This window comes from Gemmatimonadota bacterium (assembly GCA_016714015.1).
Lineage (GTDB): Bacteria > Gemmatimonadota > Gemmatimonadetes > Gemmatimonadales > Gemmatimonadaceae > Pseudogemmatithrix.
This window is the reverse complement of sequence record JADJNZ010000001.1, coordinates 867,561-883,520: the sequence shown is the minus strand read 5'-3', so window position 1 is coordinate 883,520 and position 15,960 is coordinate 867,561. Positions and strand designations below refer to the sequence as shown.

At 72.3% G+C, this 15,960-nt stretch carries 13 protein-coding genes; 2 read left to right on the top strand and 11 right to left on the bottom strand.

The features are described from left to right. Nucleotides 1–7: 7 nt before the first annotated feature. The gene (locus IPJ78_03755; GenBank protein ID MBK7905659.1) at nucleotides 8–1,783 is read right to left on the bottom strand and encodes an acyl-CoA dehydrogenase family protein; all 1,776 of its coding nucleotides are present in this window, start codon (nucleotides 1,781–1,783) and stop codon (nucleotides 8–10) included. Nucleotides 1,784–1,874: 91 nt separating this feature from the next. Between IPJ78_03755 and IPJ78_03750 the strand changes: the two genes are divergently transcribed. Further along, nucleotides 1,875–3,449, top strand: coding sequence for a mechanosensitive ion channel family protein (locus tag IPJ78_03750; protein MBK7905658.1), 1,575 nt, complete (start codon nucleotides 1,875–1,877; stop codon nucleotides 3,447–3,449). A gap of 24 nt (nucleotides 3,450–3,473) precedes the next feature. Here the strand turns inward: IPJ78_03750 and IPJ78_03745 are convergent, their stop codons facing one another. The 5 genes from IPJ78_03745 to IPJ78_03725 all read right to left on the bottom strand — a co-directional run bounded on the left by IPJ78_03745 (nucleotide 3,474) and on the right by IPJ78_03725 (nucleotide 8,073). Then, nucleotides 3,474–4,058: a nucleoside deaminase gene (locus IPJ78_03745; protein MBK7905657.1), complete on the bottom strand. Its 585-nt coding sequence runs from the start codon at nucleotides 4,056–4,058 to the stop codon at nucleotides 3,474–3,476. Nucleotides 4,059–4,061: 3 nt separating this feature from the next. Next, entirely contained in the window at nucleotides 4,062–5,192 is a 1,131-nt protein-coding gene (locus tag IPJ78_03740; protein MBK7905656.1) for an FAD-binding oxidoreductase, read from the bottom strand. 100 nt (nucleotides 5,193–5,292) lie between these two features. After that, the gene (locus tag IPJ78_03735) at nucleotides 5,293–6,480 is read right to left on the bottom strand and encodes a divalent metal cation transporter (protein MBK7905655.1); all 1,188 of its coding nucleotides are present in this window, start codon (nucleotides 6,478–6,480) and stop codon (nucleotides 5,293–5,295) included. Between the two features lie 67 nt (nucleotides 6,481–6,547). Continuing rightward, the gene (locus tag IPJ78_03730) at nucleotides 6,548–7,468 is read right to left on the bottom strand and encodes a tRNA glutamyl-Q(34) synthetase GluQRS (GenBank protein ID MBK7905654.1); all 921 of its coding nucleotides are present in this window, start codon (nucleotides 7,466–7,468) and stop codon (nucleotides 6,548–6,550) included. Next, the gene (locus IPJ78_03725) at nucleotides 7,465–8,073 is read right to left on the bottom strand and encodes a DUF3365 domain-containing protein (protein MBK7905653.1); all 609 of its coding nucleotides are present in this window, start codon (nucleotides 8,071–8,073) and stop codon (nucleotides 7,465–7,467) included. Before IPJ78_03725 ends, IPJ78_03730 begins: the two co-directional genes overlap by 4 nt. A gap of 84 nt (nucleotides 8,074–8,157) precedes the next feature. Here IPJ78_03725 and IPJ78_03720 point away from each other — a divergent pair, with 84 nt between their 5' ends. Continuing rightward, a complete protein-coding gene (locus tag IPJ78_03720; protein MBK7905652.1) occupies nucleotides 8,158–9,024 on the top strand; it encodes a hydroxymethylglutaryl-CoA lyase in 867 nt (288 codons plus the stop codon). A gap of 13 nt (nucleotides 9,025–9,037) precedes the next feature. Here IPJ78_03720 and IPJ78_03715 read toward each other — a convergent pair whose 3' ends face one another. From IPJ78_03715 to IPJ78_03695, 5 genes are read right to left on the bottom strand one after another with little or no spacing between them, the layout of a single operon-like run. Continuing rightward, complete coding sequence (locus IPJ78_03715; GenBank protein MBK7905651.1) at nucleotides 9,038–9,661, bottom strand: SDR family oxidoreductase; 624 nt, start codon at nucleotides 9,659–9,661, stop codon at nucleotides 9,038–9,040. An 8-nt stretch (nucleotides 9,662–9,669) separates the two neighbouring features. After that, entirely contained in the window at nucleotides 9,670–13,464 is a 3,795-nt protein-coding gene (locus IPJ78_03710) for a PHP domain-containing protein (GenBank protein ID MBK7905650.1), read from the bottom strand. Continuing rightward, nucleotides 13,461–13,697 (bottom strand): hypothetical protein, encoded by a 237-nt coding sequence (locus IPJ78_03705; GenBank protein ID MBK7905649.1) that lies wholly within the window; start codon nucleotides 13,695–13,697, stop codon nucleotides 13,461–13,463. Before IPJ78_03705 ends, IPJ78_03710 begins: the two co-directional genes overlap by 4 nt. Further along, the gene (locus IPJ78_03700) at nucleotides 13,690–15,255 is read right to left on the bottom strand and encodes a hypothetical protein (protein MBK7905648.1); all 1,566 of its coding nucleotides are present in this window, start codon (nucleotides 15,253–15,255) and stop codon (nucleotides 13,690–13,692) included. The genes IPJ78_03705 and IPJ78_03700 overlap by 8 nt, the downstream gene beginning before the upstream one ends. Continuing rightward, entirely contained in the window at nucleotides 15,185–15,928 is a 744-nt protein-coding gene (locus tag IPJ78_03695; protein MBK7905647.1) for a hypothetical protein, read from the bottom strand. The genes IPJ78_03700 and IPJ78_03695 overlap by 71 nt, the downstream gene beginning before the upstream one ends. Between the last annotated feature and the right edge of the window lie 32 nt (nucleotides 15,929–15,960).

The following is a 15,960-nucleotide window of genomic DNA, read 5'->3' as shown; positions in this document are numbered from 1 at the left end:
ACCCCCGTCACGCGACGTCGGTGGGCGTGGGCACGGTGAGGTCGCCGGTCTCGAGCGCGCGCTGCGCGAGCGCGCGCATGACCTCGTCGGCGTTGCGCTCGAGCGCGCGGATGGCGCGCCGCGTCCGACGCATCGCCATCGGGATGAAGAGCCGGGCGGCGTCGAGGTCGGCCGCGGCCCCCTGCTCGCCGTGCTTGGCGATCGCGGCCGTGCACCGCGAGAGCACCGCCGTGGCGAGGTAGATGTCGATCGCCGCGTTCGCCATCCGCTCCTGCAGCATCTGCCGCTCGATGATGGCCTTGCCGTGCTCGATGAGCGCCTTCTCCACCGCGAGCGCGAGCCCGTGGATGTTCTCGGCCACCGCGTCCGCCTCGTCGGCGAGGAGGGCGTGCACCTTCGAGAACTCGGGCTTCACGAGCGTGCGCTTCACGCGGCCGGTGAGATAGCTCGAGATCGCGCCGATGGAGTGGAGCGGGTCCTTGAAGGCCTTGCCGACCGCCTTGAGCTCCTCGCCCGGCTGCTGGAGTCCCATGAGCGCGATGAGGGCCCGGAGGATCTCGTTGGTGCCCTCGAAGATCATGTTGATGCGCGAATCGCGCAGCGCGCGCTCGTACGGGTACTCCTTGGAGTAGCCGAGGCCGCCGGCGATCTGCATCGCCTCGCTCGCGGTGCGGAAGGCGAGCTCCGACGCGTAGATCTTGCAGGCCGCGGTCTCGAGCGAGAAGTCGACGCCACCGCGATCGACCATCCCGGCGCAGAGCATCCACCCCGCGTCGGCGGCATAACAGTCGGCGGCCGCGAGCGCGATCTTCTTCTGGATCATCTCGAACTGCCCGATCGGCTTGCCGAACTGCTCGCGCTGCTTGGCGTAGTCGATCGCGAGCTTCATCATCTCGCGCGTGCCCCGAGACGATCCGGCCGAGAGGCCGAGGCGCCCCGAGTTGAGAATCTCGAGCGCGATCTTGAAACCGCCACCGATCTCGCCGAGCAGGTTCTCGGCCGGCACCTGCACGTTCTCGAACGTCACCGTGCGGGTGTCGCTCGCCTTGATCCCCATCTTCTCCTCGATCTTGCCCAGGGAGATGCCGGGAGCGTGCGCGTCGACGATGAAGGCCGTGACTCGCTGCTTCTCCTTGCCGTCGACGGTGACCGGGACCTTCGCGAAGACGGTGAACACGCCTGCATAGCCCGCATTGGAGATCCAGATCTTCGTGCCGTTGAGCGTGTAGGTCCGCCCGTCGGCCGAGGGGACGGCCGTGGTGCGCATCGCCTGCGCGTCGGAGCCGGAGCCGGCCTCGGTGAGGCAGAAGGCCCCGATGAGCTCGCCGCTGGCGCAGCGCGGGAGCCACTGCTGCTTCTGGGCCTCGGTGCCGAACAGGATGATGCCCTTGATGCCGATGCTCTGGTGCGCGCCGAAGTACACGGCGAGGGCCGCGTCGTGCGCGCCGATCTCGCCGAAGACGCGCGAGAAGACGAGCGTCGACGCGCCGAAGCCGCCGTACGCCTCGGGGATGTTGAGGCCCATCAGCCCGAGCTCCGCCATCCCCTGCCGCACGGCGTCGGGGAACCGGCCGTCGTGGTCGAGCTGATGCGGGTCGAGGGTGTCCTTCGCCCAGCTGCGGAAAGCGTCGAGGATCTGCGTCAGGGCCTCGCGGTCCTCGCTGCTCGGCTCGGGGAACGGGAAGACGAGGTCCTCGCGGATCTCGCCCTGGAAGACGCCGCGCGTGAAGGACGGGTTCTTGTCGGGGTCGGCGAGATGCGGCGTGTTCGCGGAGGCGGCCATGGGTCCGTTCGGGTGGAGGACACCTGCAAGTTAAGGCCCCCCGCGGGCACCCGCTTGCGACGCTCGGGGTGACCGTCGAGGTTGGGGGATGATGCGCGCCCGCGTCCTTCCGCTCCTCCTCGCCCTCGTCGCACGGCCGGCGGCCGCGCAGGGGCTCTTCGGTCCCTCCAGCACTCCCCTGCAGGTCGCCGGGGCCGCGGTGACGGTGGACTCGGCCTCGCCGCGCGTCGCGGTACAGGACCTCCTCGCGGCCGTCCGGACGAACGATCTCGCCCGGGCCGCCGCGCGCCTCGATCTCGCGGATGATGCCCTGCGAGCGCGCGGCCCGGAGTTGGCGCGTCGGCTCGCGGTCGTGCTCGACGTGCGACTCCGGCTCGATGCCGACCAGGTCTCGCCCGTGGCGATGGGGGACACCGCCGACGGGCTCGCACGCGACCGCGAGGTGATCGGCGAGGTCGCGGGGCCGGATGGACGCGCGGTCCCGGTGGCGCTCACGCGCCGCACGCTGGATGGGGGGGCGCGCTGGGTCTTCTCGGCGGCGACGGTGGGCCAGGTCGACGCGCTGTTCGGCGCGCTTCCCGATGCCTGGATCCGCGAACACCTCCCGGCCGCGCTACGCCGCACCGGTCCGTTCGACCTCCAGTGGTGGCAATGGCTCGCGCTCCTCACGCTGCTCCCGCTCGCGGCGCTCGTGGGGTCCCTGCTCGCAGGGCCGATCCAGGCGCTGCTCAAGCGCCTCGTGAGCCGGACCGAGACCGAGCTCGATGATGTGCTCGTCGCCTCGGTGCACGGCCCCATCGTGCTGCTGATCGGCGTCGCGACGTCGGCGCTGCTGCTGTACTGGATCGCGTTGCCGGTGGGCGCGGAGACGCTCATCCGTGACCTGCAGCGCGCCACCGCGGTGGTCGCCGTCTTCTGGATCCTCCTCCGGGTGATCGGCGTGCTGCAGCTGGCCCTGCCCTCCACGGAGTGGGGGACCTCGCACCCGGCGTTGCGCTCGTTGATCCCACTCGGCGGACGGATCGCGCGGCTCCTCGTGCTGGTGGCTGGACTGCTGACGGTCATCGCCAGCTTCGGGTACCCGATCGCGACGATCCTCGCGGGGCTCGGGATCGGCGGCATTGCCGTGGCGCTAGGCGCGCAGAAGACGCTCGAGCACTTCTTCGGGTCGGTCTCCATCGGGATCGACCAGCCGTTCCGCGTGGGTGACTGGGTGATCATCGATGGCGTGGAAGGCGAAGTGGAGGCGATCGGCCTGCGCTCGACGCGGATCCGCACGCTCGAACGCACCGTGGTGAGCATCCCCAACGGGCGACTGGCGGACATGCGAAGCGAGAATTTCGGCCCGCGCGACCGTATTCGGATGCGGACCGAGATCGGGCTCGAGTACGCGACGACCGCGACGCAGGTCGCGCAGGTCCGCGATGGGATCGAGGCGATGCTTCGGGCGCATCCGCTGACCTGGCCGGGACGCGTCGTCGTGCGGTTCCACCGCTTCTCGCCGTCGTCGATCGACCTCGAGGTCTTCTGCTGGGTGCAGACCGCCGATGTCGACGAGTTCCGCGCGGTCCGCGAGGCGCACTACCTCGGGATCATGCGGATCATCGAGCAGGCGGGCGCCCGCTTCGCCTACCCCACGCAGGTGGTGCTGCAGCGGCCCGGCTGAAGGCCCCCGCTGACGGCCCGCGCGTCAGCCGTGCGGGACGGGGCCGGCCTTCGCCCGGTACTCCTCCAGCACCGCGCGCGCCTCGTCGCGGAGCAGGCCGGTCACGATCTCGACGCCGCGCGCGCGGAGGTGCGCGTAGCTCTCGTCGAAGGCCGGGGCATCCTCGAGCGCGATCCGCTCGGCATCGGCGCGCTCGGCCCCGCAGACCACGCGCGACACGCCGCTCCAGAGCACCGCGCCCAGGCACATCGAACAGGGCGCGCAGGAGGTGAAGAGTTCGTGCGCGCCCTGCCCGTCTCGCCCGAGCGAGTACGAGACGATGCGTCGTTGCGCGAGCTGGAGCGCGAGCATCTCGGCGTGCGCGGTGGCGTTGTTGAGCCGGACCACCCCGTTCACGCCGACCGCCACCAGCCGTCCCGACTCCCGCTCGAAGACCGCCGCGCCGAAGGGACCGCCGGTGCCATGCGCGATGTTCTCGCGCGCGAGACGGATGGTGAGCCGCATGCGTTCCTCGTCGCTGCGGCACTCGCGGCCGTAGCTCACGCTCGAGTGCACCCACGACGGGAGCGTGACGGCGAGTTCGTGCAGGGGTGGGCGTTCCCAGCGCATCGGTCAGTCGGTGAAGGGGTCGGCGATCGCGGAGTGGCCGCGGCGCGCGCACTGGGCGGCGGCACGCCCGAGGAGCGCGCCGACGACATTGCCGGTGCCGTTGAACGCCCCGACGACCCGGACGCCCTCGCCGAGGTCGCGGAAGAGCGGCATGATCGAATCCGAGTACGAGACGGCCGCGCCCCAGCGATGGGTGATCGCGGCGTGCACACCCAGTCGTTCGTGCACCAGCGTCGTCAGGTAGTTCTGGATCGTCGGGCTCGGGGTCGAGTCCGTGGTCCACTCCTCCTCCGCGGCGACATCGCGTCCCCCACCGAGGAGGACACAGCCATCGGGGAGCTGCTGCCAGTAGTCGTATCCGTGACGCGTCGAGACCGGGCGCGGGAACGCGACCTCGCGTGCGGGGGCGGTGGCGAGCATCTGCAACCGCGCCGTGCGCACCGTCCCCTGCAGCGCCGGGACGAGCGACTCGAGCCGTCCGTCGACGCAGACGATGACGTGCCGCGCGCGGATGGTGCCGTGATCGGTCCGCACGACCCCGGCGTCGAGCTCGAAGGCGCGCGTGCCGCCGAAGAGCCGCGCCCCCCGTTCGAGCGCGCGCGCCGCGATGCGCCGACAGCGGCGCATCGGGTGCATCACCGCATCGGTCGGGATCAGGAGCCCGCGTCCCTCGGGGCCGACGTAGCGGTCGCACGGGAATCCGTCGACGAGCATCCGGTCGCGCTGTGCCTCGCAATCGGCGAGCTCGTCGTCGCTCGCGGCGATGCGGAGCGAGCCCGTGAAGCGAACGTCGTCAGGGACCTCGGCCGCGATCCGCTGGATCTCGTCATTGGTGAGCCGCGTGATCGCGACCGCGCGCTCCCGTCCGATCTGCCGCACGAGGTCATGGTGATACTCCGACGTCCCGGATAGGAGGAGTCCACCGTTCCGTCCGGCGGCGCCCGCTGCGACGCCGACCGCGTCGATGCCGATCACCGAGGTCGCGCCGAGGGAGAGCGCCTCCGTGAGACAGGAGAGGCCGGTGCCCCCCAGGCCCACGACGCACAGCTCCGCCTCAGCGTCGCCCGGGAGCGTCGGCAAGGGGAGGTCGTCGTGGTCGTCCCATCGGGGACGGTCAGGGAGGGACTGGGGCATCTTGGCAGGGGAGGGCGGCCTCCCAAGATGCGGCATGGCGCGCCCCCACACCAATTGGTCCCCACGCCGTGCGGCCGCGAGGATCGGTCGGACCGCTGCGTCAGCCGAGGAGCTTCGGCAACGCGGTCCGGATCCACCACGCGCCCGCACCCGCCATCACGAGCGCGACGATGACGCCCAACACGGAGAGCAGCGGTGGGTGGCGATACGCCCCGACGATCGCCCGCCGGTGCGCCGCGATGATCATCGTCAGCAGTCCGACCGGCAGGATGAGCCCGTTGAGCGCGCCGACGAGGACCAGCACCTTCACCGGCTGTCCGACGAGTACGAAGACGAGCGTGGAGACGGCGATGAAGCCGATGACGACGCGGGGCCAGTGCCGCTCGAGCGCCGCGTGGAGTCCGCGGAGGAAGCTCACCGAGGTGTACGCCGCGCCGACGACCGACGTGATGGCCGCCGCCCACATCACGAGTCCCGCGAGCCGATAGCCGATTTCCCCCGTCGCGTGGCGGAACACCGAGGCGGACGGATTCGCCGGGTCGAGTCGCAGCCCCTGACTCACCACCCCGAGCGCGGCGAGGAACAGCACGATCCGCATCACGGACGCTATGCCGATCGCCGTCACGGCGCTCCGAGTGACCGCCGGCACCTGCTCCGCGCCGCGCACCTCGGCATCGACGAGGCGATGGGCACCGGCGAAGGTGATGTAGCCGCCGACGGTGCCGCCGACGATCGTGACGATGGAGACGATGTCGAGCGACACCGGCGCCACGCTCCGCAGGAGCGCTTCGCCGACGGGCGGCGCACTGGCGACCGCGACGTACGCCGTCAGCGCGACGAGGACGAAGCCGAGCGCGACGGTGAAACGATCCATCGCGCGGCCGGCCTCCTTCACGAGGAAGAGCGTGATCGCGAGCGCCGCGCTCAGCACCGCACCGAGCCAGACCGGCACGCCGGCGAGCACGTTGAGTCCGAGGCCGGCGCCGGCGACGTTGCCGACGTTGAAGGCGAGTCCGCCGAGAGCGACGAGGAGCGCGAGCACCGTGCCCAGCCCAGGCGCGACCGCATCCGCGATGGCGCCCGCGCGCTGCCCGGTCACCGTGATCACGCGCCAGATGTTGAGCTGCGCCACCAGGTCGATCACGATGCTCAAAAGGATCGCGAAGCCGAAGCTCGGCCCGAGCTGCTCGGTGAAGACCGCGGTCTGCGTGAGGAAGCCCGGCCCGATGGCCGAGGTGGCCATCAGGAAGGAGGCGCCGATCAGTGCGCTCTTGAGTCCGGCACGCATCGGGTTCCCTGAGGAGTGAGTGAGAAGCCGCGCGAGCGCGGCGGAGCGGAATATCGGACCGTCCGCCTCAACGGAACAGGTCCGCGAGCGACTCTGGGCCGAGCGGCGTCGGCAGGGATGCGAGGCCGCTCACGTGCGCCGCGAGCCCGAGGATGTCGGCGCGCGTGCGTCCGGCGGCGCGCAGCTCACGCAATCCGGTGTCGCGCGCGCTCTTGCTCAACTTGCGTCCATCCGGGTGACGCAGGAGCGGGTGATGCAGCACACGCGGTGCCTCCCGGCGTCCGAGCAGGCGCGCCAGCCGGAGTTGCCGCCCCGTCGAGTCGAGGAGATCCTCGCCACGGATGATGACGTCGACGCCCTGGTCCAGGTCATCCACGACCACCGCGAACTGGTACGTCCAGTTGCCGGCGCGGTCGCGCACCAGGACGTCGCCGCATTGGAGGTCGGGGTCCTGGGACTGCGGCCCGAGTCGGAGATCGTCGAAGCGCTCGCTCTCCCCCCCGCGCATCACGACCCGGCGTGCCGGCGTCGAGTCCCGGGCGACGGCCGCAGCGCGGCAGGTGCCAGGGTAGCGCGTGTCGCCGCTCTCGGCGGTCGCCCGCGCGATCTCCGACCTGGAGCAGCGACAGGCGTAGGCGAGCCCGCGCGCCTCGAGCGCCGAGAGGTGCACGGCGTATCGTTCGGGGCCGTCGCTCTGTCGCTGCGCGAGCGGACCCGTGCGGAAGGCGTCCGTGCCGAAGCCGTCGGGTTCGAGGCCGAGCCAATCGAGATCATCGAGCAGTGCGTGTTCGTATCTCGCGTGACACCGACCGCGGTCGTGGTCCTCGATGCGCAGCAGCACGCGCCCTCCGAACGCGCGTGCGATGCCCCACACCCAGACCGCATTCACCGCGTGCCCGAGGTGCAGATAGCCCGTCGGTGCCGGCGCGAATCGCGTGGTGAAGCCGGGTGCGAGGTCGAGCGCGGGTCTGCGAACGCCATCGCTCATCTCATCGCGGGCATCGCGACACGCACGCTCACCGCGCCGCGCAGGTCGCCCGCGCGGTATCCCACGGCCTCGTCCTCCGGGTACCTCGCGGTGATGAGCGCCCGCGCGGCCGGAGGGATCTCTTCCGCGCTCCCGTGACAGGTCGTGCATCGGTCGAGGAGGACGACGGGACGCACCAGCCGAAGTTCCCATCCCGCGCCGTCGGCGGTGCGCGTCACCTCCGCGACCTGCTGCATGGGGCGACCGGCGTCCTGCTCGGTCTGGAAGTGGGCGAGGAGTCGCCGCTCGACCGAGTCGGGGGCGTTGGACGGATTGCGCACGCGCGTGCCGACACGGCGCACCACGAGTCCGTCGCGCGAGTGTCGTGCGGTGCGTACCTGCGCCGAATCGGCGCAGACCGCCACAGCGGACTCCGGGCCTCCGCGCGCGAGCTCGCCGAGGAGCATCCCCATGAGGTCCGGGCCGAGCGAGTCGGCGGCGGCCTGCGCACGCGCGATCGTCGCGGCGTCCGGCACCGGCGGAACCGCCGTGCGCGCGCAGGCCGTGCCCGTCATGACCCCGTTGGCGAGCAGGAGGGCGATCAGAGATGGCCGGCGGACGCGCATTCGGGCTCCCGGTGAGGTGATATCGCAATCTGTCCGATCCTGCGCCGGACTGACAATGCGGCGCGCGCGCCGCAGATTGTTGCCATGTCCGAGTCCGCCGCGCCCTTTGTCACCCTCGTCGAAGTCTCGCCGCGCGACGGCCTGCAGAACGAGCCGCGAATCCTCGCGGCGGCCGTGAAGGTCGGGCTCGTCGACCGCCTCAGTGCGGCCGGGTTCCGCGCGATCGAAGTGACGTCGTTCGTGTCACCCAAGGCGGTGCCGCAGATGGCGGATGCCGCCGAGGTGATGGCCGCGATCCACCGCGTGCCCGGCGTGCGGTACAGCGTCCTCACGCCGAATCTGCGTGGCTTCGAGGCAGCCGTCGCCGCGCGCGCGGATGCGATCTGCGTCTTCGGCTCCGCGAGCGAGACGTTCTCGCAGCGCAACATCAATTGCTCGATCGCGGAGTCGCTCGAGCGGTTCCGGCCGGTGGTCGCCGCCGCGCGCGCGCGCGGGATCGCGGTACGCGGCACGGTCTCGTGTGCGCTCGGCTGCCCGTACGAGGGGGAGATCGCACCCGCCGTCGTGGCGCGCGTCGCAGGGGAACTCCTGGCGATGGGGTGCGACGAACTGAGCATCGCCGACACGATCGGCATCGGGACGCCGGACGCGACGCGCCGTGTGATGGAGGCGGTCCTCGCGGTGACCGATGTCGCGCGGCTGAACGGGCACTTCCACGACACCTACGGGCGCGCGCTCGCGAACATCGATGCGTGTCTCGACCTCGGCCTGCGCTCCTTCGATGCGAGTGCGGCCGGGCTCGGGGGTTGCCCGTTCGCCCCGGGCGCGACCGGGAACGTCGCGACCGAGCTCGTGCTTGAACGGCTCGCGGCGCGAGGCTTCACGACGGGGATCGACCTCGCCGCGGTGCGCGAGGCGGGTCGCTGGATCCGCGAGCGGCTGGCCGACTGAATCCCGCCCGCCGTCAGTAGCCCGCGCCGACGCGCTTCCGCAGGTGCGTGCCCTCGCGGAGCGAGCGGATGAGGAAGTCGGCGACGTCCTCCACCGAGATGCGGCGCCCGCCCTCGGGGAGGAAGTCCTCGAGCGTCCGATAGACGCCGGTGCGCTCGCCGGGCACGATGTCGCCGGTGGCGACCATCGTCCAGTCGAGTCCGCTGTCGCGCATCGCGTGCCAGGCCTGCTTGTGGCGCTCGCTCACCAGCTTGAAGACGGCGGGGAAGGACGGTTGGTCGTGTCGCAGGCCGCCCTCGACCGAGTCGAGGATGCCGCCACCCGCGACGCCGAGGACCCGGCGCACCCCATGCCGCGCCATGCCGGCGACGATGTTGCGCATGCCTTGCGATTGCGCCTCGCCCGGGTCAGCGATGCCCGCACCGCCGAGTCCGGAGACGACGGCATCGGTGCCGGCGATCACGGCGTCGACCGTCGGCGCGTCGAGGACGTCGCCCTGCACGACCTCGAGGCCGGGGCGCGGCTCGAGCTTTCCGGCATCACGGACGAGGGCACGCACGGTGTGGCCGTCGGCGAGGGCGTACTCGAGGAAGCGGCCGCCGACGCGACCGGTGGCACCGAAGAGGGCGATGAGCATGACGGAATCTATCGGTAGTCATGACTCCTCACCGCATCCTCTCCGGCGCCCGCCCGGAGCGGTGCGAACGACTTCGCGCGGATGTTGTAGACCCCGCTCTCCACCTGCAGCACGCCGCGCACGAGGAGCAGAGGGGTCCGCGAGATCAGCATCGCCTGCCGCTCGAAGCGCTGTGGCGTGATGACGACGTTGATGGTGCCGGTCTCGTCCTCGAGCGTGAGGAAGACGAATCCCTTTGCGGTGCCGGGCCGCTGGCGGCAGATGACGAGTCCCGCATGCGCGACGGCGGTGCCGTCCGGCAACGTGAGGATCTCGCGTGACGACCGCACGCCGTTGGGCGCGAGCAGGGCGCGGAGATGCCGCATGGGATGGCCGTTGAGCGAGAGTCCGGTGAGGCGGTAGTCGGCCTCGGTGAGCTCGGGGGCGGCGAAGGCGGGGAGATGCGGCGGCACGCGCGACTCGGGGAAGAGCGCGAGCGGTCCTGCCGGTGCCTTCTCCGCGTCGAGCACGCGCCAGAGCGCCACGCGCCGTCGCCGTGCGGCCGGCTCGTCCGCCACGAAGGCGTCGAACGCGCCGGCCTCGGCGAGGGCGCGCAGGTTCCGGCGGTCGAGCTTCGTGCGCTCCACGAAGTCGGCGATGCTCGTGAAGGGACCCGGGGGGAGCGCCGCCTCGATCCTCCGCTGCGCATGCGCCCCCAGGCCGAGCACCGACCGGATCCCGAGTCGCACCATCGGCGGTGCCCCCCGCCCCGCCCCCGGCTCGAGCGTGTGGTCCCACGCGCTCCGCGTGACGTCCACCGGCACCACCTTCACGCCGTGCCGCTTCGCATCCTCGATCAGCGTCCCGGCCGAGTAGAAGCCCATCGGCTGCGCGTTGAGCATCGCGCAGAGGAACTCGGGCGCGTAGTAGTGCCGCAGGTAGGCGCTCGCGTACACGATGAGCGCGAAGCTCGCCGCATGGCTCTCGGGGAATCCGTAGTCGGCGAAGGCGTTGATCTGGTCGTAGATCCGCTTCGCGAGGTCGGGTGCGATCCCGTTCGCCTCCATCCCGCGCAGCATCTTCTGGCAGATGTCCGCCATCCGCTCGGCGCTGCGCTTGTGGCCCATCGCCTTGCGCAGCAGGTCCGATTCGCCCGGCGTGAACCCTGCCGCGGCGATCGCCACCTGCATCCCCTGCTCCTGGAAGAGCGGCACGCCGAGCGTGCGCTTGAGGATCGGCTCGAGCGACGGATGCGGATACGTCACCGCTTCGACCCCGGCGCGCCGCCGGAGGTACGGGTGCACCATGTCGCCCTGGATCGGCCCCGGGCGGATCAGCGCGACCTCCACGACGAGGTCGTAGAAGCAGCGCGGCTTGAGGCGCGGCAGTGTGTTCATCTGCGCGCGGCTCTCCACCTGGAAGACGCCCACGGTGTCGGCGCGGCAGAGGTCGTCGTACACGGCCTGGTCGGCGCAGTCGAGCTGGCCGAGGTCGATCGCGACCCCCCGCGTGCGGCGCACGTAGGCGAGGCAGTCCTGCACCACGGTGAGCATGCCGAGCCCGAGGAGGTCGATCTTCACGAGCCCGACGGGGTCGAGGTCGTCCTTCTCCCACTGGATGACGGTGCGGTCCTCCATGCTCGCGGGCTCGATGGGGACGACCGTGCGGAGGGGCTCCTCGGTGAGCACGAAGCCGCCGACGTGGATGCCGCGATGGCGCGGCGCCGAGTCGAGCTGCTCGACGATGTCGGCGAGGCGTTGCACGCGCGGGTCGTGCGGATCGAGATTGGCGCGCTTGAGCAGGGTGTCGGGTTCCGCCTGTTCGTTCTCGTGCGCGTCGGGTCGGGTCAGGACTCCGCCCCCGCGATGCTCTCGGACCGTTGCGCGGCCCTGCGGCCGCATCGCGGGAACGGAGCCCTGACCCTCCCCTCCTGCGGACCCTCCTGCTGAACCGCTCTCCCCTCGCGCGACGACCTTGACCGTCCGCTGCTCGGCACGCGCCTCCTTGATCAGCGTGCTCGCGTGCGTGCCGACGATCAGGTCGCTCGCGACCGCGTCGACCAGTGTCGCTGGTCGCATCGGGAGCACGTTGCGGCGCGTCTGCACGTCGCGGGCATTGCCCATCTCCGCCACCGCGCGCGCGCCGGCCTTCTGCGCCTTCACCTCGATCGCCTGCGGGGCATCGCGCAGCGCGCGCTTGGAGTAGTTCGCCGGGCCCATCGCATCGCCACGTTCCGGCGCGAACGGATCCGACTCCTGTGCGGCGGCGGCCGTCTCGTCGTCGAGCGCCTGTCCCGGCGTCCCGACGCGTAGCGCCGCTGCCGTGTTCCGCGCACTGTAGCGATCGCTGAAGCTCGCGAGCGCCCCCGCCTGGTCCGGCGAGAACCCGAGCACGCGCGCCGCATCGCGCACCGCGCTCCGCCCGCGCCAGGTGATGTGCTCGCACACCATCGCCGCATGCTCGCGGCCGTAGCGCGCGTACACGTACTGCAGCACCCGTTCCCGCTCGCGGTGCGCGAAGTCGATGTCGATGTCCGGCGCCTCGGCGCGTTCCTCGCTCAGGAAGCGCTCGAACAGCAGCTCGAGCTTGATCGGGTCCACCGACGTGATGCCGAGGCAGTAGCAGACCGCGCTGTTCGCCGCCGAGCCGCGCCCCTGGCAGAGGATCCCCTCGCGCCGCGCGAAGCGCACGATGTCCCACACGATCAGGAAGTAGCCCGAGAGCCCGAGCTTCGCGATGAGCGTGAGCTCGTGCTGGATCTGCTTGTCGTGCCGCGCCGTGCGCTTCCATCCCCAGCGCTCCTGCGCGCCGGCCTCCACCAGGCGTTCGAGGTACTCGTCCTCGCTCACGCCGCCCGGCAGCGGGAAGTGCGGGAGCCTCGGCTTGAGCGTCTCGAGCCGGAAGGCGCACCGTTCGGCGACCGCCAGCGTGTTCGCGAGCCCTTCCTCGCGGCCGCGCCAGCGGGCGGCCAGCTGCGCGTGCCCCTTGAGATGCCATTCGCCGTTGGGGCGGAGCCGCGTCCCCATCTCGTCGAGGGTCGCGCCATGCCGCAGCGCCGCGAGCACGTCGTGCGCGATGCGGCCGCTCGCGCGCGCGTAGTGCACGTCATTCGTCACGACCCAGGGGAGGTCCTGCGCCTTCGCGAGCGGCAGCAGTCGCTCCACGAGCGCGCGCTCCTCGGGCAACGCGTGGTCCCAGCATTCCACCGCGAGGCGCCGCTGGAACGCCTCGCTGAGCGTGCCGAGGGCCTCGCGCGCGAGCCGTTCCGCCTCGGCATGCGCGAGGAGCGGGGCGGTCCGTGCCGTCCCCTCGCCGAGCGCGAGCAGTTGCGGCACCCAGCCGCGCGGGCAGGCGGTGAGCGCGAACAATCCCTCGGTATGCGCGACGAGCTGGTCGAGCGTCACGCGCGGCTCGCCGCGCGGATGGTCGAGCCGCGCCCGGGTGATCAGCGTGCAGAGGTTGCCCCATCCCGTGCGCGACTCGGCGAGCACGACCACGTGCGTGCGCAGGCGCGGCACGCCGTCCTCGCCGAGCGCGAGGCCGGGCAGGGCGGGGAGGAGGCTCGGCGCGGCGCGTCCCGCCGTCCGCTCGAGGGCCGGCGGCAGCGGCACATCGACCGTGAGCTCGGCCCCCTGGATCGCCGCGAGGCCGGCGGTGCGTGCCGCGGTGGAGAAGCGTACCGCGCCGCCCACGTCGTCATGGTCGGTGAGCGCGAGCGCCTGCAGCCCGAGTGCCACCGCCCGTTCCACGAGGCGCTCGGGATCCGACGCGCCATCGAGGAGCGAGAAGGTGGAATGGCAGTGGAGTTCGGCGTAGCCGCTCACGCCGTCGCGCGCGACGCGTCGGTGTGGTCCGCGCCGGCGGGCATGCGGGTGTCGTGCGGCCCGGGGACGGCGCGCGGTCGTCGGCCCAGCCCTGGCGCTGGATGCCACCCGCGCCGCACCCCGTACAGCGGCACCGCCCCCGCCAGGCGCGCACGCGGTGGGTCGTCCCGCCCGTCCCGCATCGGCCCTTGCTGGCCATCGGCCATCTCGCCATCCGTCGTCTGGTCAGTCATACCACCCCTGGAGTCGCCAGCCCCCGCTGTCACGGTAGAGCAGCAGGTCCTGCCCCAACTCATCGCTCTCGCATCGCCAGTAGTCGCGCGCGAACGGCACCGCCTGCCACCACTCGCCCGAGAGCCGCTCCGGGCCGTGCGCGCGCTCGAGCGCGAGGCGCCGCCCACGCCAGAACATCACGAGCGGCGTGCCGCGCCTGTCCGTCGTGATCGTGACCGGCTCCGGTGACTCGAGCAGTCGTGCCGCCGGGACCGTCGCGGCCGGGGCCATCCCCGTCGCCACCGCATCGAGCGTCGGCACCTGCAGTTCCGCCTGCTCCACCTCCTCCCACGCCCCGGCCCGCTCGGGCGCATGCGAGTCGCGCCGCACCGGCCGCACCACCGATCCCGCGCCGAGCGTCGCGCGCAGTCGCGCGAGCGCGGCCTCTGCCGCCGCCGGGTCGCGCCAGGCCGGCGCCAGCAGGTCACCCTGCTCGGCCATCGACGGCGCCGAGTCGGCGATGCGCACCTCCACTGCACGCACCGGCGCGTCGAGCACCCAGGTGTCGAGCAGTGCGCGGCACCGCTCGAAGAGCGGCGCCGCGCGCGCGATCGGCCGCGCAGGGCGCGCCTCGCGCGTCACGCGACGGCCCGGCGCCATCGTCGTCGGCAGCGCGCCCGTGCCGACCAGTGAAGCCTCCTCCGGCGCCTCGAGCGTGAGCGTGATCGCCACGGCACTCACCGCGCGCCCCTCCGCCGCGAGCGTCCGCACCAGCCGGTCGAGCGCCGCGCGCACGAGGAAGAGCACCGGCTCCATGGAGGACGCACTCGTCGCGAGGTCATGCGTGACGGCCCGCGGGTCGTCCGCCCGTGCGAGCGTCGCCCGTCGCGCATCATCGCCGCGCGCGAGCCGCCAGGCCGCGAGTCCGTCGCTCCCCCAGCGTCGCTCCACCTCCAGCGGATCGAGCCGGGCGAATGCCCCTGCCGTGCGCAGCCCGAGCGCCGTGAGCGTCTCGCGCAATTCGGCGTCCATGGGGACGAGCGCGATCGGCACGCGCGCGAGGAAGTCCCCATCGCCTCCCGGCGCGATGTGCAGCGGCGATGCGGCGGCGCGTGCGCTCCACGTCGCCGCATGCGCGGTGATGCACGCGTCGGCCACCGCCACCCGCGCGCGCGGATGCCAGACCCGCGCCATCGCCAGCAGCGATTCGGCCAGCATCCGTTCACCGCCGATGCCATCGAACCCATCCGCCCCCACCCACCAGATGCCCGGCGCGCCGCGCTCCGGCGCCACCTGCGGGCTCGCCGCGAGGAAGGCTGCGCTCACCCGCGCCGTCTCGCGCGCGATGAGGCGCGCCTCCCACGGCAGGGGCACGAGCGCGCCGCACTTCGCCCGCGCCTGGGCGAGCGTCATCCCCGTGCGCACGCCGAGGTGCGTCGCCGCCGCGCTCGCGGCGCGCACGAGCGTGCCCTCGATGAGCGCGAGCGGCTCGGCATCCCAGTGCAGATCAGCGTTGCCGAGGATACTCGGGCTGCGCGGCGCGCCGCCCGCGTGTGCCGACCCGGGGGCGCGATCCACCCACACCGCGCCGATCGGGAATCTCGGGATGCGTACACAGGCGACGCGCGATGCCGTGCCCACGGCCCACCTCCAGTTGGATGTGCTGATAAGGCCCGCCCTTCTCGAGCGTGGCCGTGACCCGTGGCGTCGCGGCTCCCGGTGACCGCGACCCCGCGAGACGGAGCCGAAGCGCTCCGCCGACCTCCGATGCCTTCGTCCCTTCGCCGAGCAGCAGCAACGCCGCATCGGATTCGCGTGCGAGTTGCGAGAGCCGCACCGCCACCGCCCGCGGCAGCACCGGCGCGCCATCGAGCACCACGAGCGCGAAGGCCGCCGACCGCAGCAACAGGTCGGCGCACCAGGGGCCGCGCGCCGCGTCCCCCGGCCGCACCACCCAGAGCGCGTCGTACGCCGCCGACTCGGTGGCCCAGTCACGCGGATCGAGCGTGCGGGTCGCGTCGATCCAGGCCACGCCGCCACCGCCGCGGATCGTCGCCGCCACCAGCGACCGCGCGAGCGTTGTCTTCCCCAGTCCCGCCGGCGCCAGCAGTTCCGTCAATCGACCGCGCGGCACCCCACCGCCCGGCAGGATCGCATCGAGCGTGGCCACCCCGGTGGGGAGGCCTGGTGTGCTGCTCGGCGTCCCGGCGACGACGGCGGCGAGTTGCTGGCGGAGGGCAGCGAGGGACATTTCAATACCAATGGGGACCGAACAGAACGGGC

What these genes read in the sequence shown, in the direction of transcription:
- IPJ78_03755 (MBK7905659.1), bottom strand. Translation starts at nt 1,783, where the DNA reads ATGGCCGCCTCCGCGAACACGCCGCATCTCGCCGACCCCGACAAGAAC.
- IPJ78_03750 (MBK7905658.1), top strand. Translation starts at nt 1,875, where the DNA reads ATGCGCGCCCGCGTCCTTCCGCTCCTCCTCGCCCTCGTCGCACGGCCG.
- IPJ78_03745 (MBK7905657.1), bottom strand. Translation starts at nt 4,058, where the DNA reads ATGCGCTGGGAACGCCCACCCCTGCACGAACTCGCCGTCACGCTCCCG.
- IPJ78_03740 (MBK7905656.1), bottom strand. Translation starts at nt 5,192, where the DNA reads ATGCCCCAGTCCCTCCCTGACCGTCCCCGATGGGACGACCACGACGAC.
- IPJ78_03735 (MBK7905655.1), bottom strand. Translation starts at nt 6,480, where the DNA reads ATGCGTGCCGGACTCAAGAGCGCACTGATCGGCGCCTCCTTCCTGATG.
- IPJ78_03730 (MBK7905654.1), bottom strand. Translation starts at nt 7,468, where the DNA reads ATGAGCGATGGCGTTCGCAGACCCGCGCTCGACCTCGCACCCGGCTTC.
- IPJ78_03725 (MBK7905653.1), bottom strand. Translation starts at nt 8,073, where the DNA reads ATGCGCGTCCGCCGGCCATCTCTGATCGCCCTCCTGCTCGCCAACGGG.
- IPJ78_03720 (MBK7905652.1), top strand. Translation starts at nt 8,158, where the DNA reads ATGTCCGAGTCCGCCGCGCCCTTTGTCACCCTCGTCGAAGTCTCGCCG.
- IPJ78_03715 (MBK7905651.1), bottom strand. Translation starts at nt 9,661, where the DNA reads ATGCTCATCGCCCTCTTCGGTGCCACCGGTCGCGTCGGCGGCCGCTTC.
- IPJ78_03705 (MBK7905649.1), bottom strand. Translation starts at nt 13,697, where the DNA reads ATGACTGACCAGACGACGGATGGCGAGATGGCCGATGGCCAGCAAGGG.
- IPJ78_03695 (MBK7905647.1), bottom strand. Translation starts at nt 15,928, where the DNA reads ATGTCCCTCGCTGCCCTCCGCCAGCAACTCGCCGCCGTCGTCGCCGGG.